The 22,366-nt window shown below is 68.1% G+C and carries 14 protein-coding genes; 7 read left to right on the top strand and 7 right to left on the bottom strand.

Annotation, left to right across the window (positions count from 1 at the left end):
- The first annotated feature begins 30 nt into the window (after nt 1-30).
- Genes ASC59_RS09755 through ASC59_RS09745 form a run of 3 tightly spaced genes read left to right on the top strand, consistent with a single transcriptional unit; the run spans nt 31 to nt 2,305 of the window.
- Nucleotides 31-774 (top strand): LamB/YcsF family protein, encoded by a 744-nt coding sequence (locus ASC59_RS09755; protein WP_235492646.1) that lies wholly within the window; start codon nt 31-33, stop codon nt 772-774.
- Nucleotides 771-1,433, top strand: coding sequence for a 5-oxoprolinase subunit B family protein (locus ASC59_RS09750; RefSeq protein ID WP_055821464.1), 663 nt, complete (start codon nt 771-773; stop codon nt 1,431-1,433). Before ASC59_RS09755 ends, ASC59_RS09750 begins: the two co-directional genes overlap by 4 nt.
- Nucleotides 1,430-2,305, top strand: coding sequence for a biotin-dependent carboxyltransferase family protein (locus tag ASC59_RS09745; RefSeq protein WP_235492645.1), 876 nt, complete (start codon nt 1,430-1,432; stop codon nt 2,303-2,305). The genes ASC59_RS09750 and ASC59_RS09745 overlap by 4 nt, the downstream gene beginning before the upstream one ends.
- Nucleotides 2,306-2,359: 54 nt before the next feature.
- On the opposite strand, the gene ASC59_RS09740 is transcribed toward ASC59_RS09745, so the two are convergent.
- Nucleotides 2,360-3,244, bottom strand: coding sequence for a hypothetical protein (locus ASC59_RS09740; protein ID WP_235492644.1), 885 nt, complete (start codon nt 3,242-3,244; stop codon nt 2,360-2,362).
- A gap of 13 nt (nt 3,245-3,257) precedes the next feature.
- Nucleotides 3,258-5,906, bottom strand: a complete 2,649-nt coding sequence (locus ASC59_RS09735) for a DUF4062 domain-containing protein (protein ID WP_055821462.1) — start codon at nt 5,904-5,906, stop codon at nt 3,258-3,260.
- Between the two features lie 74 nt (nt 5,907-5,980).
- Between ASC59_RS09735 and ASC59_RS09730 the strand changes: the two genes are divergently transcribed.
- Nucleotides 5,981-7,717 (top strand): FAD-dependent oxidoreductase, encoded by a 1,737-nt coding sequence (locus ASC59_RS09730; protein ID WP_055821459.1) that lies wholly within the window; start codon nt 5,981-5,983, stop codon nt 7,715-7,717.
- Nucleotides 7,718-7,728: 11 nt separating this feature from the next.
- Here the strand turns inward: ASC59_RS09730 and ASC59_RS09725 are convergent, their stop codons facing one another.
- Together ASC59_RS09725 and ASC59_RS09720 are read right to left on the bottom strand one after the other, a co-directional pair.
- Nucleotides 7,729-8,613: a spermidine synthase gene (locus ASC59_RS09725; protein WP_055821456.1), complete on the bottom strand. Its 885-nt coding sequence runs from the start codon at nt 8,611-8,613 to the stop codon at nt 7,729-7,731.
- A 101-nt stretch (nt 8,614-8,714) separates the two neighbouring features.
- On the bottom strand, nt 8,715-9,440 hold the full coding sequence (locus tag ASC59_RS09720) for a spermidine synthase (RefSeq protein WP_157487976.1): 726 nt from the start codon (nt 9,438-9,440) through the stop codon (nt 8,715-8,717).
- A gap of 352 nt (nt 9,441-9,792) precedes the next feature.
- On the opposite strand from ASC59_RS09720, the gene rpoB reads away from it, so the two are divergent.
- Nucleotides 9,793-13,284 (top strand): DNA-directed RNA polymerase subunit beta, encoded by a 3,492-nt coding sequence (rpoB, locus tag ASC59_RS09715; protein WP_055821450.1) that lies wholly within the window; start codon nt 9,793-9,795, stop codon nt 13,282-13,284.
- A 46-nt stretch (nt 13,285-13,330) separates the two neighbouring features.
- Complete coding sequence (locus ASC59_RS09710) at nt 13,331-17,248, top strand: DNA-directed RNA polymerase subunit beta' (protein ID WP_055821447.1); 3,918 nt, start codon at nt 13,331-13,333, stop codon at nt 17,246-17,248.
- 185 nt (nt 17,249-17,433) lie between these two features.
- On the opposite strand, the gene ASC59_RS09705 is transcribed toward ASC59_RS09710, so the two are convergent.
- From ASC59_RS09705 to ASC59_RS09695, 3 genes are all read right to left on the bottom strand, one after another.
- Nucleotides 17,434-18,177: an alpha/beta hydrolase gene (locus ASC59_RS09705; RefSeq protein WP_055821444.1), complete on the bottom strand. Its 744-nt coding sequence runs from the start codon at nt 18,175-18,177 to the stop codon at nt 17,434-17,436.
- 231 nt (nt 18,178-18,408) lie between these two features.
- Nucleotides 18,409-19,353, bottom strand: a complete 945-nt coding sequence (locus tag ASC59_RS09700) for an N-acetylglucosamine kinase (protein WP_055821442.1) — start codon at nt 19,351-19,353, stop codon at nt 18,409-18,411.
- Nucleotides 19,354-19,419: 66 nt separating this feature from the next.
- Nucleotides 19,420-20,409, bottom strand: coding sequence for an acetylxylan esterase (locus ASC59_RS09695; protein WP_055821438.1), 990 nt, complete (start codon nt 20,407-20,409; stop codon nt 19,420-19,422).
- Between the two features lie 286 nt (nt 20,410-20,695).
- Here ASC59_RS09695 and ASC59_RS09690 point away from each other — a divergent pair, with 286 nt between their 5' ends.
- A complete protein-coding gene (locus ASC59_RS09690; RefSeq protein ID WP_157487975.1) occupies nt 20,696-22,366 on the top strand; it encodes a GspE/PulE family protein in 1,671 nt (556 codons plus the stop codon).

The following is a 22,366-nucleotide window of genomic DNA, read 5'->3' as shown; positions in this document are numbered from 1 at the left end:
GGTGCAACGCGAGTGGCCAGAATGGGAGACGTGGGCGACACCATCGATCTCAACTGCGATCTCGGCGAGGGGCTCGGCGATGATGCCGCGCTCTTCCCGCTCATCTCGAGTGCCAACATCGCCTGCGGTTTCCACGCCGGGGACGCCGAGACGATCGCCGAGAGCTGCCGCCTGGCCGTGGCGAACGGGGTGGCCATCGGAGCGCATCCGTCGTACAACGACCGCGAGGGCTTCGGGCGGCGAGCGGTGGAGGCCGCTGACTCGACGCTCATGGCCGAATGGGATGTGCAGATCCGCTCGGTGCGCCACGCCGCAGCCGAGGCCGGTGGGGCCATGGCCTACGTGAAGCCGCATGGAGCGCTCTACAACCGCCTGCAGGTCGACGATCATCTGGCGCAGCTGTTCTGCAGGGTGCTGGCCGATGGCGGTGACGCCGCAGTCCTCGGCATGCCGCGCAGCGCCCTGGAGCGGGCGGCGGTCGCTCAGGGGGTCGCCTACTTCACGGAGGCTTTCGCCGATCGTGCCTACCTCCCCGACGGCTCCCTCGCACCGCGATCGCTGCCGCGCGCTCTCATCGACGACGCCGACCTCGTCGCAGAACGAGCCGTCGCGATCGCCACGGGCCGGGGCGTCCTCGCCACCGATGGCACCCGCATCCCCTTGCGCGCGTCGTCGCTGTGCCTGCACGGTGACACCCCCGGAGCGCCGGCGCTCGCCGCAGCCGTCCGGGAGGCGCTGGCCGGGGCCGACGTCGAGGTCGGGTCGTTCGCATGAGTCCACCGGATGCCGCCCCTCCCGTCGCGGAGGCCTCCCTGCGCTTCCTCCCGACAGGCGACAGGGCGCTGCTCGTCGAGCTCGAGTCGCTCGACGCCGTCCTGGCCCTGCACGAGGCGCTGGAGCTGTCGAGACCCAGCGGCGTCATCGACCTGGTGCCCGCGGCCAGGACGGTGCTCGTCACCGTCGATCCGGCGCAGCTGACGCTCTCCGAGGCGCGCCGCTGGATCATGCGCGCTGCAACGGCTCGACCGGCCGATGCAGCCGCGCCGACACTCGCGCCCGTCGTGATCCCGGTGCGCTACGACGGGCCGGACCTCGAATCGGTGGCCACGGTGCTCGGCCTGCGCCCGGCGGACCTGATCGAGCGCCATGTCGCCGCCACCTGGCGCGTGGCCTTCACCGGCTTCGCGCCGGGCTTCGGCTATCTCACGAGTACGCAGTGGACTCACGACGTGCCGCGTCTGGCGAGTCCTCGAACGCTGGTTCCCGCGGGCTCGGTCGGTCTCGCCGGCGAGTTCGGCGGCGTGTATCCGCGCAGCAGCCCCGGCGGCTGGCAGCTCATCGGAACGACAGAGGCCGTGCTGTGGGACAGTGACGCCATGTCGCCGGCACTTCTCGTTCCGGGCGGCACGGTGAGATTCGAGGCTGTGACGTGACGCCCTCGATCACGGTCATGGAGGCCGGTCCCCTGAGCCTCGTTCAGGACCTCGGGCGGCCGGGCTTCGCCCACCTCGGCGTCGGAGCCTCCGGCGCCCTGGACCGGGGGTCGCTCCGGCTGGCGAATCGCCTCGTCGGCAATCCGGAGGGCGCTCCCGGCCTCGAGGTGACCGTGGGCGGACTCAGGCTGCGTGTCGGGGAGCCGATCTGGTTCTCCGTGACGGGAGCGTGGGGGCCGGTGCGGCTCGACGGGCGAACCATCAGCCTCGACGCCGCCATACCGGCGGCATCCGGCAGCGTGCTCCAATTCGGCACGGCGGAGCACGGCCTGCGGTATTACCTCGCTGTGCGCGGCGGCATCGAGACGACCGCGGTGCTCGGTTCCTCCTCGACGGACACGCTCTCGGGGCTCGGACCCGCCCCACTGGCCGCCGGCGATCGGATCCACGTCGGCGACGCCGCATCCGTTCCCATCCCGGCACTCGACCCGCTCACGCTCTGGGCGCCGACGGACGCCGCAGTCGACATCCGGGCGCACACCGGTCCGCGCGCCGACACCTTCGTGCCTGCAGCCGTCGCCGCGTTCTTCGAGGAGGAGTGGTCGGTGTCGGCCGAGTCGAACCGCATCGGACTGCGGCTCACCGGACCCGTGCTCGAGCGCAGCGGTCACGACGAACTCCCCAGCGAGGGCATGCTCACGGGCTCGGTGCAGGTGCCGCCATCCGGACAGCCGACGGTGCTGTTGGCCGACCATCCGGTGACGGGTGGATACCCGGTGATCGCCGTCGTGGCCGATGCCTCCGTCGACGCCTTCGCCCAGCTGAGGCCCGGGCAGAAGGTGCGCTTCCGTCACGCACGCTCCACCGTGTGAAGGAACCTCGGCGCGTCTGTCCGCGCCGCTGCAGGCCTGCCCGAAGGAATGCCTTCAGGTTGCGGGAGCGGTGAAGCGTCGCCGATCCATGAGCAGGAAGAAGGCGACGTAGGCGACGAGGGAGAACCCGATGCCGATGGTGAACGCCCAGGCTGCCGGATGCTCCCAGACGAGGTCGTCCCAGCGCAGCACGAGAGCGAGCACGATGAACACGAGGCTCACGATCTGCGCCTGGAACACCCAGCGGAAGGCGCTCCACCTCGCGTCGCGCAGCATCCAGATGTTCACGGTGCCCGGCAACGTGAGCACGGCCCCCACGACCCGGGCGGTGAGCGGGGTGACCTCCCAGGCCCAGGCGCCGAGGAGCAGATTCGGGAAGGCGAACAGCACGGCGCCCGTGACGAAGGCCGACACGCCCACGACGACGAGGAGGGCTCGCACGGCGCCCGGGATCACGGCGTCCAACCGGTCGGGCGTCCTCGGGTCGGTGCGGCGGTTGAGGAGGCCGGCCGCCAACACGAGAACCGGCGTGGTGACGTAGAGCGTCACCCAGGTGATGAACGAGATGTGGCCGAAGTGGAACCTGTCCCAGTGCAGGAAGGTCGCGATGCTGAGGAGCGTGGCGAAGACGAACACCGCGGGCAGGCCGTGGCTGATGCGGTGCCACTTCCCCACCCGGAACACCTGCAGGAAGAACCAGATGCCGCCGAGGTAGGCGCAGCCGAGGAACATCGCGGTGATGTCGGGTTGGATGGTCCAGGCGAAGGTCTGGTCGGTGCTGCCGGGCAGCAGGTAGAGCAGCACGCTCGCCACGACGAGGAACGGGATGATCGCGAGCGAGAGCCACCAGGTGAACGGAAGGATCCGATCGTCGCGAACCGGTGGCAGCCTCCCGGTCGACGCCTCATTCGCCGATCCACGCCGCTGCTCGGTGCTCATGGCGTGGCCTCGCTCATGGCGTGGCCTCGCGACCTGGCGCGGCCTCGGGACCTGGCGCCCCGGATGCTGGCGCGAGCGCGTAGTCGGTGGCCGTCTCGGCCGTCATCCGCTCGCCCTCGGCGACGGCTGCGGCGAGCGCGGGGGCGGCATCCGAGGCGCGGATGGGTGCGAGGTAGGCCTCGTGGAAGCTGAAGGTGGGCGCGTTGTACAGGCCGCTGCGTTCCCGGAGGATTCTGGCGGCTCCGGCGAGGCGGCCGGCGCGGTCGATGTCTCTCGCCGCGGCCGCGATGGCCACGAGCCCCTCGAGGCCGTACGCCACTCCCTCGTCGTGTCCGAGTCCGGCCGAGACCGCCAGGCTCCGTTCGAAGCAGTGCCTGGCGTGCTCGATCGACCCGAGCAGGAGGTGAGCCCATCCCAGGTGGTGCAGTGCGATCGCGATGCCGAGGTCGTCGCGTTCCGACTCGGCGAGCGCGAGGCTCTCCTCGAACCGGTTGAGGGCGGCGTGCTCCTTGCGGGCGAGCAGGGCGACCCGGCCGAGCGTGACGAGTGCCATGGCCTCTCCCCATCGGAAGCGAGCGTCGCGGAACTGCCCGAGGCTGGTCTCGAGGGCCTCGTCGGCCCGGGCGGGATCCGGCTCCTGGGCCGAGAGCAGGGCGAGGGCCAGTGAGATCAACGCGAGCGCGGATCCCGATGGGTCTCCCGACCTGCTGAACAGCTCGGCGCTCTCGGTGAGGCCGGGGAGGATGACCTCGTCCGGGTCCTGCCAGAACACGATGGCGCAGCTGTAGTAGAGCGCCGTGGCCTTCGTCCGGTCCGAGAGGGCGGCATCCGCCCCCAGGACCTCGCTCATCCACCCGCGCACCTCGCCGAGATGGCCGTCGACCCACCAGAAGATGTAGAGGTTCCAGGCGAATCCGGCTGCTGCGTCGAACTCCCCGGCGTCGATGAGGTACCGGATGGCGGCCCTCAGGTTGTCGTACTCCCGGGCGAGCCCGCGCACGCTCTCCGCCTGGAGCCTCCCGGTGAGAGAGCCGCTCATCTCCTCGCTCAGCACGCGGTAGTAGTCGGCATGCGCACGTTGGGCGGCCGGCAGCGTTCCCTCGGCCTCCAGCCGTTCCAGGGCGTACTCCCGCACCGTGCTGAGAAGGGAGAACAGCGAGACGTCGTCGCTTTCTCGCTGACGCACGAGGCTACTGTCGACCAGGGCGCCGAGCAGTGTCACGGCGTCCGAGCCGCCGCCGGTCTCGGCGTGGACCGCTTCGGCGGCGTCGAGGGAGAAGTCGCCGGCGAAGACGCCGAGCCTGGCCAGCAGAGCGTTCTCCGCCTCGCCCAGCAGTCTGGTGCTCCACTCGATGGTGCCGCGCAGGGTGCGTTGGCGTTCCGGCAGGTCGCGGACCCCCTCGACGAGGAGGGGGAGTTGGCGATCGAGGCGCTTCAGCATCGCTTTCGGACCGAGCACTCTGGCGCGGGCGGCGGCGAGTTCGAGGGCCAGCGGTACGCCGTCCAGGGCGGTGCAGATTCCGGCGACGGCCGCCGCGTTCCCCTCGGTCAGCTCGAAGTCCGGCTTGACCGCGCGCACGCGGGCGACGAAGAGCGCGACCGACGGCACGGCGATGAGCCTGGCGAGATCGCCGATGTCGGCGGCATCCGGCACCGCCAGCGGGCTCAGCTCGTAGGCGTGCTCGCCCGAGACCCGCAGCAGCGATCGGCTGGTGACGATGAAGCTGAGCCCGGGGATGTCGGAGAGCAGGCGGGACAGGAGAGGCGCGGCATCGAGGACCTGCTCGAAGTTGTCGAGCACGAGCAGGCTCTGCCGTCCTCCGAGCGCCATGGTGATCTTGTCGGCCAGCGGGGCGTCACCGGTGTCGCGCACGCCGAGAGCCTGGGCCATCGCGGCGATGACGAGGGAGGGTTGGGTCGCCGCTGCGAGATCGACGAACACGACGTGGCCGGCGAACCGTTCCGCCAGGTGTTCGGCGGCATCGATGGCCACCCGGCTCTTGCCGATGCCTCCCGGTCCGATGATCGTCACCAGCCTGGCGCCGGCCCCGGCGACCAGGTCGACGACCTCCTCGATCTCGCGGTGGCGGCCGATCAGCTCCGTCAGGGGAGATGGAAGCCTGGTGAGCCGGGACTCGGGAGGCGACCCTGCCGCCCCCGGCGCCGCGGCAGCCGGCGCGCGGCTGGCATCGAAGCGCTCGGCCAGCAGCGTCGCCAGATCGCCCCGCAGGTATTCGCCGAGCTCCTCCGCGGTGCTGAACGACTTGTACGAGGCGGTGTCATCGGATCGGATGCGGTCGAGCAACTCGGCCAGGCGCGGCTCCAGTTCCGCCGAGTGCCTGATGTAGATGAGCTTCGGCATCGCGGTCGGCGCGAGGTTGTACTCGTCCTCGAGACCCGACACCTGCTCCTCCGGCGCGACCCAGCCGTAGCGCTCCCAGTAGATGCCGACGAAGACATCGCTCTGCTCCAGGTAGGCGCGGTAGAGATCTCGGGGCGGATGCGGCCTCGCGCCGAGCTCGAACATGACGGGCGCCATCCGCAGGTCTTCGATCGCGGAACGCGCGGCTCGACGCTCCGCTGCGAGCTCCTGGAGGGTCGAGCTCACGAAGACGCGGAGGCGTTGGTCGGGTGTACGGATGCGTCCCGCTCTGGGGGTCATGCAGCACAGTCTGATCTCGCAGACCGCATCGCGTCCAGAGTCGAGGCCGGTGCGCGTGCTGAGTACACTCCTCTGTGACACGCAACATCGTGATCGGCCATGCCCCGGGAGGCGTCATGGACACGCAACGGAACAGTGCGACCGAGCCCGTCATCCTGCTCGGCATCTCCGATGCCGCAGCCCGCGCCGACGTCGTGCGCGAGATCGAGAATCGCTACGCCGGGGACTACAGGGTGGTGAGCGCCGAGACGACGGATGCCGCAGCCTCGGCTCTTCACGACATCGACGCAGCCGGCAGCACCGTGGCACTGCTCCTCAGCGATGAGGTGGCGCCGACGGCCGCCGGCCGGCCCAGCCTGTTCGCCATCGCTCGGCAGCTCTTCCCCGAGGTGAGGCGCTGCCTTCTCATCGAGTGGGGAAGCTGGGACGAACCCGCGCTCGCCGATGCCGTGTACAGGCTGATGTCGGCGATCGAGATCCACTACTACGTCGTGCGTCCGCTGCGCTCGCCGGACGAGGCGTTCCACCGCCGCATCACCGAGTTCCTGCTCGAGTGGCAACGAGCCGGAGTGGTGGCGTCCACCACGGCATCCGTCACCGTGATCGGCCGGACCGCCGACCCGCGCACCCATCAGGTCATCGCTCAGCTGGCGAGGTTCGGCATCGGTCACGCGGTGGAGGAACCGGGCCCGTCATCACCAGACCCGGAATCCGTCGTCGTGCGGCTGGTCGACGGACGAGACGTTGTCGACCCGACGGACACGGAGCTGGCCCGGGCGTTCGCGTTCAGCACCGACGTGCCATCGGAGGAGGTCGACGTCGCCATCATCGGCGCCGGCCCTGCCGGTCTCGCCGCCGCGGTCTACGCGGCATCCGAAGGGCTGCGCACCCTCGTGGTGGAACGGGGGCCGGTCGGCGGCCAGGCCGGTTCGAGTTCGCTCATCCGCAACTACCTCGGGTTCGAGCGCGGCATCTCGGGATCGGATCTGGCCCAGCGCTCCTACCAGCAGGCGTGGGTCTTCGGCGCCAGGTTCGCCCTGACCCGAGAGGCCGTCGGTCTCGAGATGGTGCCGCACGGCTTCCGTATCGCCATCGCTCCCGATGATGCCGTGCTGGCTCGCTCCGTCGTGCTCGCGACCGGCGTCACGTACCGGCGCATCGACCTCGGGCCGCTCTCTCCCTACGTGGGGACGGCCGTCTTCTACGGTGCAGCGGCGGTGGAGGCGAGGGCGCAGGCCGGACGCATCGTGCACGTGGTGGGTGGCGGGAACTCGGCCGGGCAGGCGGCATTGCACCTCGGGCGGTACGCCGACGCCGTCACCCTCATCATCCGGGGCCGCGAGCTCGCCGACAGCATGTCGGCCTACCTCGTAAGGCAGCTGGAGGAGGCGGGCGTGGCGATCAGAACGCAGGCGCGGGTCGTGGGCGGGGCGATCTCCGCTGATCGCGCCGACAGGCTCGACCACATCGTGCTGCGCGACGTGGCGACGGGGAGTGAGGAGCGGGTGCGCAGCGACGCGCTGTTCATCACCATCGGAGCCAGCCCGCACACGGCCTGGCTGCCCGATGCCGTGCTGCGCGATCGCTGGGGATTCGTCATCACGGGAGACGAGGTTCTGACCGAGGGTGGCAGGCGCGCCTGGCCGCTCGAGCGCCCACCACGCCAGGGCGAGACGTCGGTGCCGGGGCTGTTCGCCGTCGGCGACGCCCGGCGCGGCTCGGTGAAACGGGTGGCGTCAGCCGTGGGCGAGGGTTCCGTGGTGGTCTCCGCGGTGCACGCGGTGCTCGCCGAGGTGTCGTCGGCGCGCTGATCCGTGCCGGGTCAGCGTCCGCCGGGCTTGGTCAGGAAGATGGAACGCGCCGGAGGCGGCGAGGGGATGGCGGTGGCATCCGTCACGATGGGAGCTCCGGCGATGAAGTTCTCGAGCTCGCGGCCGCTGACGAGCTTGGCGTGGGCGGGATCCGCCGCGAGCAGTCGGGGCATCCGATCGAACGGCAACTCCGCGGCGGATGCGAACATCACGACGTTGCCGAACCGCTTGGCCTTCAGCATCTGGGTGTCGGTGGCGATGGCGACGTGGGGGAACACGCTCTGCAGGGTCGAGGCCTGGCCGCGGGCGAAGGCGAGGCCGGCACCGTCGGCCACGTTCACGGCGACGATTCCGGATGCCGAGAGCAGAGGGGCGATGAGACCGTAGAACTCCCGGCTGGTCACGTGCGCGGGTGTGCGGGCGCCGGAGAAGATGTCGACGACCACCAGGTCGACCGATCCGTGCAGGCCGCTCGGCAGCTTGGCGAGCACCTCACGGGCGTCGCCGTGCCGGATGCGCAGTTGGGCGTTCCGCGGCAACGGGAGGTTCTCCCGGACGAAGTCGACGAGGTCGCTCTCGAGCTCGACCGCCTGCTGACGCGAGCCGGGACGGGTCGCGGCCACGTAGCGGGGGAGCGTCAGCGCGCCGCCGCCGAGGTGCACGGCCGTGATCGGCTGCCCCTCCGGGGCCACGAGGTCGACGGCGTGGCCGATGCGACGCACGTACTCGAAGTGCAGCACCTCGGGATGCTCGATGTCGACGCTCGACTGGGGAGTCCCGTCGACGACGAGGGTCCAGACGCCCGGCTCGTGGCGGTCCTCCTCCAGACGGGCCGAGAAGCCGCTGGTCGAGAGAGTGCGCGTCGGGGCCGAACTGTCATCCCGATTGGCGCGCATGCCTCAACGGTAGCGTTTCGTCTCGCTCGCTGAGGCCCGCCGGAGGCCGCGGCCGAAGCGCGTCGCTCGCGGACTCCGTCCGGACCTCTGCGAGCGGATCCCTACCCCAGATCGACGGCCGCAGGATGCGGCCCGCGCTGCTGCAGCTCCGGTGCCCAGGCGGCGATGCTCTCTGCGTCGGCTCCTACGAGCACGATGTTGCCGAGCTCCTCGCCGGCCAGCACTCGCGGCGGCGCCGTGGCCAGCGTGGCCTCGACCACCCGGCCGAGTTCGAGACGCTGCGCCCTGGTCTGGATCTGCGAGCGACCGTCTGCCACGTTCACGACGATCGCGCCGCCGAGCGCCAGCAATGGGGAGAGCTCGCCGAAGAACCCGCGGAGTCCGACGTACTCCGGAGACTCCAGTGCGATGTAGATGTCGACGATGATCACGTCGAAGGCGATCTCGCCGGCATCCTCGAGCACCGCCAGGGCCTCCCTCGCGTCGGAGAACACGATGGAGATCCCGGAGGCGTCGGCCAGGGGCATCCGTTCGAGCACGAAGTCGGTCTGCTCACGATCGATCTCGACCACGACCTGCTCGGACCCCGGCCGGGTGGCGGCGACGTACCGGGGCAGGGTGAACGCCCCGCCGCCGAGATGCAGGGCGCGGATCGGCTGGCCGGGGTCGGCGACGAGGTCGATGACGTGCCCGATGCGCCGGGTGTACTCGAAGAACAGTCGCGTCGGATCCGCAGGGTCGACGTGCGATTGACGGATGCCGTCGACGCTCAGGATGAAGCTGCCGGGGACGAACGGATCCTCGTCGAGCCGCATCCGTTGGTCCATGTTCCGACCCTAGCGACTCACGACAGGCTGATCGAGTCGCCCGTTCTCGTCGGCAAACCCCCGGAATCCGGGCGCTGTAGCGACGAGGATGGGCGGCTCGGCGTACGGGAATATCGGGGCCGGCTCGCGGTTATACCGGAAGAAGCAAAAGAGGTCAAGAAACCGCTGGACATATCGTGGTCCACCGGTTATGCTTTTTCTTTGCGCTCCTAGACATCACTCTGCCTTCATATTGCGGTCGGCTTCTGCGTGATCGGGTCTCAGATCCGGTCCCCACGCATCAGAGGGTCTACGAGTACTCCATCATTACCGATCGTAACGAGACCTGACGGGGTCCACGGAGGTTATTTCCTTGGCTGCTGCGCGCAACGCAACCACCAACTCACCCAAGAACGGTCGTAACGCTTCGCGTTTGTCGTTCGCCAAGATCACGGACACGCTGACTGTTCCCGATCTGCTCGCTTTGCAGACGGAGAGCTTCGACTGGCTGGTCGGCAACGACGCGTGGAAGTCACGCGTCGCGGAGGCTCAGGCAGCCGGCCGCAAGGATCTTCCCGAGAAGACCGGTCTGGAGGAGATCTTCGAGGAGATCTCTCCGATCGAGGACCTCGGCGAGACCATGCAGCTCAGCTTCTCGAACCCCGAGCTCGAGCCTGAGAAGTACACGATCGACGAGTGCAAGGAGAAGGGCAAGACCTACTCCGCACCTCTCTACGTGAACGCCGAGTTCATGAACCACCTCACCGGTGAGATCAAGACCCAGACGGTCTTCATGGGCGACTTCCCGCTCATGACCCCCAAGGGCACGTTCGTCATCAACGGCACCGAGCGTGTCGTCGTGTCGCAGCTCGTCCGCTCGCCGGGCGTCTACTTCGAGCGCACCCCCGAGAAGACGTCCGACAAGGACATCTACTCGGCTCGCGTCATCCCGAGCCGCGGTGCCTGGCTCGAGTTCGAGATCGACAAGCGCGACCAGGTCGGCGTTCGCATCGACCGCAAGCGCAAGCAGAGCGTCACCGTCTTCCTCAAGGCCCTCGGCCTGTCGAGCGAAGAGATCCTGGCGGAGTTCGCCGGCTTCCAGTCCATCGAGCTGACCCTCGAGAAGGACAACATCCTCACGAAGGAAGAAGCCCTCAAGGACATCTACCGCAAGCTGCGTCCGGGCGAGCAGGTCGCCGCCGAGGCCGCGCGTGCGCTCCTCGACAACTTCTACTTCAACCCGAAGCGCTACGACCTCGCGAAGGTCGGTCGGTACAAGATCAACAACAAGCTCGGCCTCGAGGCCCCGCTGACCGACTCGGTGCTGACCGTCCAGGACATCATCGCGACGATCAAGTACATCGTGGCCCTGCACGACGGCCAGACCACCTTCGCCGGACACCGTGCCGGCAAGGCAGTCGACCTGCGTCTCGACACCGACGACATCGACAACTTCGGCAACCGTCGCATCCGCGCCGTGGGTGAGCTCATCCAGAACCAGGTGCGCACCGGTCTGTCCCGCATGGAGCGCGTCGTCCGCGAGCGCATGACCACGCAGGACATCGAGGCCATCACGCCGCAGACCCTGATCAACGTGCGCCCCGTCGTCGCCGCGATCAAGGAGTTCTTCGGAACCTCGCAGCTGTCGCAGTTCATGGACCAGAACAACCCGCTCGCGGGTCTGACCCACAAGCGCCGTCTCTCCGCGCTCGGCCCCGGTGGCCTCTCGCGCGACCGCGCCGGCGTCGAGGTCCGCGACGTCCACCCGTCGCACTACGGCCGCATGTGCCCGATCGAGACCCCGGAAGGCCCGAACATCGGCCTGATCGGCTCGCTCGCATCGTTCGCGCGCATCAACTCGTTCGGTTTCATCGAGACCCCGTACCGTCGCGTCGTCGCCGGGCGGGTCACCGAGGACATCGACTACCTCACGGCGATGGAGGAGGACGACTTCATCGTCGCCCAGGCCAACGCTCCGCTGAAGGCAGACGGCCACTTCTCCGAGGACCGCGTCCTCGCCCGTAAGAAGGGTGGCGAGGTCGACCTGATCCCCGCCGACGAGATCGGCTACATGGACGTCTCACCGCGCCAGATGGTGTCGGTCGCGACCTCGCTCATCCCGTTCCTCGAGCACGACGACGCCAACCGCGCCCTCATGGGTGCGAACATGCAGCGTCAGGCCGTCCCCCTGCTCCGCAGCGACAGCCCGCTCGTCGGAACCGGTATGGAGGGCTACGCGGCCATCGACGCCGGTGACGTGCTCACCTCCGACAAGTCCGGTGTGGTCGCCGAGGTCTCCGCAGACTTCGTCACCATCCAGCTCGACGAGGGTGGAACGCAGACGCACTACCTCCGCAAGTTCGACCGCTCCAACCAGGGCACGTCGTACAACCACCGCGTCGTCGTCAACGCCGGTGACCGGATCGAGGCCGGCGAGGTCATCGCCGACGGACCTGCGACCGACAACGGCGAGCTCGCCCTCGGAAAGAACCTCCTCGTGGCATTCATGCCGTGGGAGGGTCACAACTTCGAGGACGCGATCATCCTGAGCCAGAACCTGGTGAAGGACGACGTGCTCTCCTCGATCCACATCGAGGAGTACGACGTCGACGCGCGCGACACGAAGCTCGGCAAGGAGGAGATCACCCGTGACCTCCCCAACGTCAGCCCCGACCTGCTCGCCGACCTCGACGAGCGCGGCATCATCCGCATCGGTGCCGAGGTTCGCCCCGGCGACATCCTCGTCGGCAAGGTCACGCCGAAGGGCGAGACCGAACTGAGCGCCGAGGAGCGTCTGCTCCGCGCGATCTTCAACGAGAAGAGCCGCGAGGTTCGCGACACGTCGCTCAAGGTTCCCCACGGTGAGCAGGGCACCATCATCGGTGTCAAGGTGTTCGACTCGCAGGACGGCGACGACGAGCTCGGCTCGGGCGTCAACCAGCGCGTTGTCGTCTACATCGCCCAGAAGCGCAAGATCACCGAGGGTGACAAGCTCGCCGGTCGTCACGGCAACAAGGGCGTCATCTCGAAGATCCTGCCGGTCGAGGACATGCCGTTCCTCGCCGACGGTACTCCGGTCGACATCATCCTGAACCCGCTCGGCATTCCCGGTCGAATGAACTTCGGCCAGGTGCTCGAGACCCACCTCGGTTGGGTCGCGAAGCAGGGCTGGAAGGTCGAGGGCAACCCGGCATGGGCCAAGAAGCTCCCGAAGGACGCCCACTCGGCTCCCGCGGGCACCAAGGTCGCCACTCCGGTGTTCGACGGTGCCTCGGAGGAGGAGATCGAGGGTCTGCTCGACTCGACCACGGTCACCCGTGACGGCGACCGCCTGATCGACCGCACCGGAAAGACGCGTCTGTTCGACGGCCGCTCCGGCGAGCCGTTCCCGCAGCCCATCTCGGTCGGCTACATGTACATCCTGAAGCTGCACCACCTCGTCGACGACAAGATCCACGCACGTTCCACGGGTCCGTACTCGATGATCACCCAGCAGCCGCTCGGTGGTAAGGCGCAGTTCGGTGGACAGCGCTTCGGTGAGATGGAGGTCTGGGCGCTCGAGGCTTATGGAGCCGCGTACGCCCTGCAGGAGCTCCTCACCATCAAGTCCGACGACATCCTCGGCCGCGTGAAGGTCTACGAGGCCATCGTCAAGGGCGAGAACATCCAGGAACCCGGAATCCCCGAGTCCTTCAAGGTGCTCATCAAGGAGATGCAGTCGCTGTGCTTGAACGTCGAGGTCCTCTCGGCCGACGGCAGCGTGTTCAGCCTGCGCGACACGGACGACGAGGTCTTCCGTGCCGCAGAGGAGCTGGGCATCAACATCTCCACGCGCTTCGAGTCGTCGTCTGTCGACGAGATCTAAGCCACCTCACCAATTGAAGACTTCGGAAACTTTCCAAGGAGAGAAATTGCTCGACGCAGCCACTTTTGACGAGCTTCGTATTGGTCTGGCCACTGCTGACGACATCCGTCGTTGGTCGTACGGTGAGGTCAAGAAGCCCGAAACCATCAACTACCGCACCCTCAAGCCCGAGAAGGACGGCCTGTTCGGAGAGCAGATCTTCGGACCGAGCCGTGACTGGGAGTGCTCGTGCGGCAAGTACAAGCGTGTCCGGTTCAAGGGCATCGTGTGCGAGCGCTGCGGCGTGGAGGTCACCAAGTCCTCCGTCCGTCGTGAGCGCATGGGACACATCGAGCTCGCCGCTCCCGTGACCCACATCTGGTACTTCAAGGGCGTCCCCTCGCGCTTGGGCTACCTGCTCGACATGGCACCCAAGGACCTCGAGAAGGTCATCTACTTCGCCGCCTACATGGTGATCGACGTGGATGTCGACGGACGCCACCAGGACATGCCCGGTCTGGAGAACGAGCTCCGTCTCGAGATCAAGACCCTCGGCGACCAGCGCGACTCCCGCATCGCGGCACGCCTCGCCAAGCTCGAAGAGGACCTCGCGGCCCTCGAGGCCGAGGGAGCCAAGTCCGACGCCAAGAAGCGCACGAAGGACGGCGCCGAGAAGGAGATGGCTCAGACCCGCAAGGCGGCTGACGAGCAGATCGCCCACCTCGAGCGCGTCTGGGAGGACTTCCGCACGCTCAAGGTCGGCGACCTCAAGCCCGAGGACAGCGTCTTCCACGAGCTGCAGGACCGCTTCGGCATGTACTTCGAGGCCTACATGGGCGCCGAGGCCATCAAGAAGCGCCTCCTCGCCTTCGACCTCGCGGCCGAGGCCGAGAGCCTGCACCTGCAGATCACCGAGGGCAAGGGTCAGAAGAAGATCCGCGCCATCAAGCGCCTGCGCGTCGTCAGCTCCTTCCTCGCCACCGGCAACTCGCCGGCAGCGATGGTGCTCGACGTCGTTCCGGTCATCCCGCCGGAGCTGCGCCCGATGGTGCAGCTCGACGGTGGCCGCTTCGCGACCTCCGACCTCAACGACCTCTACCGTCGTGTGATCAACCGCAACAACCGTCTGCGTCGTCTGCTCGACCTCGGTGCTCCCGAGATCATCGTGAACAACGAGAAGCGGATGCTGCAGGAGGCCGTCGACGCACTGTTCGACAACGGCCGTCGTGGTCGCCCCGTCACCGGTACCGGCAACCGCGCCCTCAAGTCCCTGAGCGACATGCTCAAGGGAAAGCAGGGTCGCTTCCGCCAGAACCTGCTCGGAAAGCGCGTCGACTACTCGGGCCGTTCGGTCATCATCGTCGGTCCGCAGCTGAAGCTGCACCAGTGCGGTCTGCCCAAGCAGATGGCGCTGGAGCTCTTCAAGCCGTTCGTCATCAAGCGCCTGATCGACCTGAGCCACGCTCAGAACATCAAGGCTGCGAAGCGCATGGTCGAGCGTTCACGTCCGCAGGTCTGGGACGTGCTCGAGGAGATCATCCGTGAGCGTCCGGTTCTGCTGAACCGTGCACCCACGCTGCACCGTCTCGGCATCCAGGCCTTCGAGCCTCAGCTCGTCGAGGGCAAGGCCATCCAGCTGCACCCGCTCGTCTGCGCCGCGTTCAACGCGGACTTCGACGGTGACCAGATGGCTGTGCACCTGCCGCTGTCGGTCGAGGCTCAGGCCGAGGCCCGCATCCTCATGCTCGCGTCGAACAACATCCTGAAGCCGTCGGACGGCCGCCCGGTGACCCTGCCCACGCAGGACATGATCATCGGTCTGCACCACCTGACGACCATCAAGGAGGGCGTGACCGGTGAGGGCCGTGCGTTCAGCTCGGTCTCCGAGGCGATCCTCGCCTTCGACCAGCACTCGCTCGACCTGAACGCCAAGGTGCGCATCCGTCTGACCGACAAGTTCTTCGCCGAGGGCACCCAGCCCGAGGGCGTCGAGCTGGTCGACGGCAAGGCGGAGGGCACCGTTCTGGTGAACACCTCGCTCGGCCGCGCGCTGTTCAACGAGACCCTGCCCGCCGACTACCCGTACTTCGAGGACGTCGTCGACAAGGGCGCCATCTCGGCGATCGTCAACGACCTCGCCGAGCGGTACCCCAAGGTGCAGGTTGCCGCAGCTCTCGACAACATCAAGGACGCCGGCTTCCGCTGGGCGACTCGTTCCGGTGTCACCGTCGCACTCAGCGACATCCTGACCCCGCCGAACAAGCCGCAGATCGTCGCCGGTTACGAGAAGCAGGCCGCCAAGGTCACTGCACAGTTCGAGAAGGGTCTCATCACCGACCTCGAGCGTCGCCAGGAGCTCATCCAGATCTGGACCAAGGCCACCGACGAGGTCGCTGTCGCCATGCGCGCCAACTTCCCCGAGGACAACACCATCAACCGCATGGTCACGTCCGGTGCTCGTGGTAACTGGTTGCAGGTGCGCAACATCGCCGGTATGCGAGGCCTCGTGAACAACCCGAAGGGTGAGATCATCCCTCGCCCGATCATCTCGAGCTACCGCGAGGGACTCTCGGTCGCCGAGTACTTCATCGCGACGCACGGTGCCCGTAAGGGTCTGGCCGACACGGCCCTCCGTACGGCCGACTCGGGCTACCTCACGCGTCGACTCGTCGACGTCTCGCAGGATGTCATCATCCGCGAAGAGGACTGCGGCACCGGCAAGGGCCTCGATCTCGCGATCGTCACCCACGACGCCGACGGAAACGTCGTGCTCGTCGACGGCAAGCCGACTCGCGACGACAACGTCGAGAACTCGGTCTACTCGCGCAACCTCGCAGCCGACGCGGTCAACGCCGCCGGTGAGGTCGTCGCCGCTGCCGGCGCCGACGTCGGAGACGTGCTCATCAACGAGCTCGTCGCCGCTGGAGTCGAGTCGATCAAGGTGCGCTCCGTGCTCACCTGCGAGTCCGCCGTCGGTGTCTGCGCGAAGTGCTACGGCCGTTCGCTCGCGACCGGCAAGCTCGTCGACATCGGTGAGGCCGCGGGCATCATCGCGGCCCAGTCGATCGGTGAGCCCGGAACGCAGCTCACGATGCGTACCTTCCACACCGGTGGATCCGCATCCGCAGCCGACATCACGCAGGGTCTTCCCCGCGTGCAGGAGCTCTTCGAGGCCCGTACCCCCAAGGGTGCGTCGCCCATCGTCGAGGCCGCCGGTCGCATCACGATCGAGGACACCGACCGTGCCCGCAAGGTGATCCTCACGCCCGACAACGGCGACGAGGCCATCGCGTACCCGGTGCTGAAGCGTTCGACGCTTCTCGTCGAGGACGGCCAGCACGTCGAGCTCGGACAGCAGCTCATCGTCGGTACTCTCGACCCGAAGGAAGTCCTTCGCGTCAAGGGTGTCCGTGAGGTGCAGAAGCAGCTCGTCAACGGTGTGCAGGACGTCTACCGTTCGCAGGGTGTTCCGATCCACGACAAGCACATCGAGGTCATCGTTCGTCAGATGCTCCGCAAGGTGACCGTCGTCGACCACGGTGACACCGACCTGCTCCCCGGCGAGCTGGTCGACCGTTCGAAGTACAACGAGATCAACCGCGCGGCTCTGGCCGAGGGCAAGAAGACGGCTTCGGCTCGTCAGGAGGTCATGGGTATCACCAAGGCTTCGCTCGCGACCGAGTCGTGGCTGTCGGCTGCTTCGTTCCAGGAGACCACGCGTGTTCTCACGCAGGCCGCCATGGAAGGCAAGCGCGACCCGCTGGTCGGCCTCAAGGAGAACGTGATCATCGGAAAGCTGATCCCCGCCGGAACCGGACTTGCGAAGTACCGCAACGTCACGGTCGAGGCGACGGAAGAGGCCAAGGCCGAGCGTTACCCGAACCGGATCTTCGCGGATGACGCGTCGTTCACCGAGGGTGACCTGAGCTTCGTCGACTTCGACAGCTTCTCGTCCGACGACTTCACGCCCGGCAACTACAGCTAGGCACGAGTCTCACCAGGAAGGGCCCCGCATCCACTCGGATGCGGGGCCCTTCCTCGTTGGCGGGGAATGCTCGATCCGCCCGCGCTATCGAATCTCCGCTGCGCGCTTGAAGTTTCAGTAGCGCGGGCGAGGATCGGGCGCGCATCACACCAGCACGATGCCGCGACGAGCACTTGCGGAACGACTCAGCGCCCGCGCACCGGCAGCCACTCCAGCACCCGCTGGATCTGCTCGTCCCACCGCGCCCAGTCATGCCCGCCCGGACCCTCGCTGTAGCTGAGGTGCGCCCCTGCCGCATCCGCCGCGGCTCGGAATCGGCGGTTCTCCTCGATGAGGGCGTCCTCCGTGCCGCACCAGACGAAGAGCGGCGGCAGTGACGACGCATCCGTCGGCGTCGCGGCGACGAGGGCGAGGAGATCGTCACCCTTGGCCTGCGCCTGCCCGATGCTGCCATGGTTCGCCAGCCACTCGGCATCCTGATCCCGGGCGGCGATGTCGACGGCACCGGACAGACTCGCCGCAGCCGCGACTGTGTGCGGCTTGTTGAGCGCCCACTTGAGCGCTCCGTAGCCGCCCATCGAGAGTCCGGCCACGAACGTGTCCTCAGGCTCCGCTGAAAGGGGGAAGAATCCCTGCATCACGCGCGGGAGCTCGTCTGAGATGAAAGTGAAGTAGTCGTAGCCCGTGACCTGGTCGGTGTAGAAGCTGCGCCCGGCGTTCGGCATCACGACCGCGATGCCGTGCTCGGTGGCGTACCGCTCGATGGCAGTCCACCGAAGCCACGCCGTCTCGTCGTCCGAGCGGCCGTGCAGGAGGTAGAGCACCGGCATCCGCTCGCCGGCCAGGCTCACCTCCTGCGGGAGGATCACGTTCGCGTGGGTCTGCACGCCGAGCGCATCCGAGAAGAAGCTGCACTGCATCAGGGCCATGGGCCAACTCTACGATCGCTCCGACGTCGATCGGCAGCGCACACCGACAGGCGGGCGTCTGAAAAGCGAGGAAGTCCCGGGCGAACTCTCCGGATATCGGCCCTTCCGGCCGCTCTCCGGCGAGAAGTTCCTCGCTTTTCGGTCGGTCCGCCGGTCGGTCGGTCGGTCCGTCGGACGGTCGGTTCGGTCCGTCGGCCGGCCGGCCGAGCCGTGAGCGCGTGCGGCGGAGGCTCAGCGCCCGCCGGCCACCGCGATGTGCGGGCCGAACGGGCCGTCGAGGGAGACGGAGGGAAGGAGCGCGACGCCGTCGAGCGGATGCGCGGAGCCGGTCTGGATGTCGGCATCGGGCAGCACCTCGCGAACCGACCCGGAGAAGGCGCCCGCGAGCTCCGGGGAGCGGAACACTCCTCCGATGCCGCGCACGCTCGCGGTCGGGTTGGCGTCCTCGCCCACTCTGCGGAGCGCCGTGAGTGCGGAGAGCGCCAGGTCGCGGCCGGCCGCGGTCATGATGCCGGCGGCCACGGCATCCGTCGGGGCCAGTTCCCCGACCACGGCGGCGTATGCGGCGATCCGGCGAACCCGGCCGTCGTCGGACTGCAGATCGATGTACGCCTCCTCGAGCTCGGGGAACTCGCGCTGCACCACCGCGGTGAGGGCGGTCTCGGCGCCGCGGCCGTCATAGGCGCGCATGACGGCGTCGAGGGCCGCCCGGCCGATGGAGTAGCCGCTGCCCGCATCGCCGATGAGGTAGCCCCATCCGTCGACGCGGGCCACCGTCGAGGCACCGACCCCGAGCGTGACGACGCCGGTCCCGGATGCGACCACGGCCCCACGTGACGCTCCGAGGGCTCCGAGGTAGGCGCCGATGGAATCATGCGTGAGCCGCACCTCCCGCACGCGGAAGGGCTTCAGCGCCGACAACAGTTCCTCGGGACGGGTCTGCTCCGGCGTGAGTCCCGAGACGCCGAAGCTCACGACGTCGACATCGCTGCCCGTCTCCTCGGCCACGGCCACGACGATGCCGGCGAGCTGGGGGATGAGCGGACGGTCGGTGCGGATGCCGGTGAACTCGAAGTCCTGCTGAGTGCCCGACGTAGCGTCCAGGCGCACCTTGATGCCGGTCTGGCCGGCGTCGATGGCGAGAGCGGTGTGCGAGGCAGGCGCGGGAGAAGTCACCCGTTGATCGTAGTCGGCGGGCGTCTGGCGCCGTTCCGCTCGCCCGGGGCCGAAACCCGGACTCCCTCAGACCGCGCCGGCACCGACCGCGGACAGCCGAGCCGACAGCCAGGCCGCCTGCTTCACCCACTGGTGGCCCTGGCCACCCTCGTGCTCGTTGAACGGGTACACCTCGATGGCCGCTTCCGCCGCCCAGTGATTGCGGGTGGCGAAGACGGTCGACGGAGGGCAGGTCGCATCGTGCAGGGCCGTCGAGAACAATGCCGGGGCGCTCGCCCGGCGTGCGAAGTTCACGCCGTCGAAGTACGACAGGGTGCGATAGCTCTGCTCCACCAGATCGCGGTGCACCGAGAGGTACGTCACGATCTCCTGGTAGGGGAAGGCATCCGTCAGCCCGACCGCGCGCTCGAAGTGCTGCAGGAAGGGCACGTCGGGCAGCACGCCGACGAGCCCGTCGGCGAGGCCGGCCACGGCCACGGCGATGCCGCCGCCCTGGCTCACTCCGGTGACCGCGATGCGCGCGGGATCGATCTGCGGCAGGGTGCGCGCGGCATCGACGAGCCGCGCACCGTCGGTGTAGACGCGACGGTAGTAGTAGTCGTCCGGGCTCTGGATGCCCCGGGTCATGAAGCCCGGGGATGAGGGGCCCGTGCCAGCCGGGTCGGGGGTGTCGCCACCGCTGCCCCAGCCGCTGCCCTGACCGCGCGTGTCCATGATCAGGTGCGCGTAGCCGGATGCGGCCCACTCGAGCTTCTCGTGCGGCAGGCCGCGCCCGCCGCCGTACCCGAGGTACTCGATTACGGCCGGCAGTCTAGTGCGAGCGCCGCTCGGCAGCAGCAGCCACGCCTTGACCGCCTGTCCGGCGTACCCGCTGAACGTCACGTCGTGCACCTCGACCTGCGTGAGCGGGGAGGCTACGCGCTGCACGACCGGCTCAGCCGGGAACGCCCGCGCCTCGTCGAGGGTGCGCTGCCAGAAGGCGTCGAAGTCGTCGGGTTCGCTCACCTCCGGCCGATAGCGCTCGAGCTCGGGCAGGGAGAGGTCGAACCGGGCCATGCGTCATCCGTTCTCATCGGTGAAGGTGGGACCTGTCGAGCGTATCCGCGTTCCGGGACCGGTCAGGGCGCCGTCGGCCGACCGGCCGCCGGGGTACAGGCGCGGTGGGCCGAAGGGTGGACAGGCCCACGTGCCCCGATTGCGGGACTGGTGTGACTCGTGAGAACCCCGTTAGCTTGCCCTGTTACCTGAACAACTCACCCGAGCTCCCCTTCTTTGCCCCTACACAAACTGCGGCTGCTCGGGCCATAGCCGCAGCTTTGGTGTCCCCATCGGGAGGATCGGCGTGGCTGCGCTTTCAGAGATCCTCATCCTGCACGGACATCTCCCCATCGAGCATCTCGACGAGATCATGGGGATGGACGAGACCGACGAGGGTGCCGTTCGCGGACTCGTCGATCGCGGCGTCATCAATGAGACGCAGCTCGCCAAGGCGCGCGCGGCGCAGGCGAGCGTTCCGTTCATCGAGCTCGTGGACTACCCGGTCGATCGCGCGGCCATCGTGCTGGTGAGCGCCGCCACCTGCCGGCGCTACGAGGTGCTGCCCATCGCGCTCGCCCCCGGGCGCATCGTGCTCGCCATGACCAACCCGGGCGACGTTTTCGCGATCGACGACGTGCGTGAGGCATCCGGTCTCCAGGTCGTTCCCGTGGTCGCCGAACGCAGCGACCTGCTCACCGCCATCGCGCGCTATCACCGTGCCGATGACGAGCTCACAGACCTCACCAACACGCTCGAGGAGGAGAACGCGGCACTGCTGACGGATGCGTTCTCCGTCTCGGAATCGCAGGACGACGACGCGCCCATCGTGCGCTTCGTCAACCTCCTCGTGAGCCAGGCCATCGAGGACCACGCCTCCGACATCCACATCGAGCCGGCAGAGAACAGCGTGCGGGTGCGCTACCGCATCGACGGCGTGCTGCACGAGATGCAGAGCGCCCCGAAGAGCATCCAGAACGGCGTGATCTCGCGCCTCAAGATCATGAGCGACATCGACATCGCGGAGCGCCGCAAGCCACAGGACGGCCGCATGTCGGTCAACTCCGGCGGCCGAAAGATCGACCTGCGCGTTGCGACCCTTCCCACAGTGTGGGGCGAGAAGGTCGTCATGCGAATCCTCGACAACACCAACACGAGCCTCGACCTGCGCGATCTGGGTCTGAGCGAGGCGAACGGCGCCATCTACCGCGAGTCGTACTCCAAGCCCTACGGCATGATCCTGGTCACAGGGCCGACGGGCTCCGGCAAGTCGACGACCCTGTACTCCACGCTCAACCAGGTCGCCCGCACCGAGGTCAACGTCATCACCGTCGAGGACCCCGTCGAGTACCGCATGGCGGGCATCAACCAGGTGCAGGTGAACCCGAAGGCCGGTCTCACCTTCGCGAGCGCACTGCGCAGCATCCTGCGATCCGACCCCGACGTGGTGCTGCTCGGTGAGATCCGCGACCACGAGACGGCGCAGATCGCCATCGAGGCCTCGCTCACCGGTCACCTCGTGCTCTCGACCCTGCACACGAACGACGCGCCCTCTGCCGTGACCCGCCTCATCGAGATGGACATCGAACCGTTCCTCGTGGGTTCGGCGCTCGACTGCGTGGTCGCCCAGCGACTCGCCCGACGGCTCTGCGAGCGCTGCAAGCACCCGATCTACACCGAGTCCCGCCAGCTGGCCGCCCTGCGCTTCGACGTCGACCCGAACGGTGAGCCCATCCAGACCTTCGCCCCCACCGGATGCTCGAGCTGCTCGAACACCGGCTACCGCGGCCGTCTCGCCCTGCACGAGATCATGGCCGTCAACGAGGAGATCGAGCGGCTGGCCGTCGCCCGTGCAGCGTCCTCCGACATCGCCCGGGCCGCCCAGGCGAACGGGATGCGGACCCTCCGCCAGGACGGCTGGCTCAAGGTGCAGGCAGGCCTCACATCCGTTGAAGAGATCATGCGCGTCGTCGTCTGA

It is taken from the genome of Leifsonia sp. Root1293 (genome assembly GCF_001425325.1).
GTDB lineage: Bacteria > Actinomycetota > Actinomycetes > Actinomycetales > Microbacteriaceae > Orlajensenia.
This window is presented reverse-complemented; position numbering and strand designations above follow the sequence as displayed.

Coding starts and splice junctions, on each gene's coding strand:
- ASC59_RS09750 (WP_055821464.1), top strand. CDS start 771: ATGAGTCCACCGGATGCCGCCCCTCCCGTCGCGGAGGCCTCCCTGCGC.
- ASC59_RS09740 (WP_235492644.1), bottom strand. CDS start 3,244: ATGAGCACCGAGCAGCGGCGTGGATCGGCGAATGAGGCGTCGACCGGG.
- ASC59_RS09735 (WP_055821462.1), bottom strand. CDS start 5,906: ATGACCCCCAGAGCGGGACGCATCCGTACACCCGACCAACGCCTCCGC.
- ASC59_RS09725 (WP_055821456.1), bottom strand. CDS start 8,613: ATGCGCGCCAATCGGGATGACAGTTCGGCCCCGACGCGCACTCTCTCG.
- ASC59_RS09720 (WP_157487976.1), bottom strand. CDS start 9,440: ATGGACCAACGGATGCGGCTCGACGAGGATCCGTTCGTCCCCGGCAGC.
- ASC59_RS09705 (WP_055821444.1), bottom strand. CDS start 18,177: ATGGCCCTGATGCAGTGCAGCTTCTTCTCGGATGCGCTCGGCGTGCAG.
- ASC59_RS09695 (WP_055821438.1), bottom strand. CDS start 20,409: ATGGCCCGGTTCGACCTCTCCCTGCCCGAGCTCGAGCGCTATCGGCCG.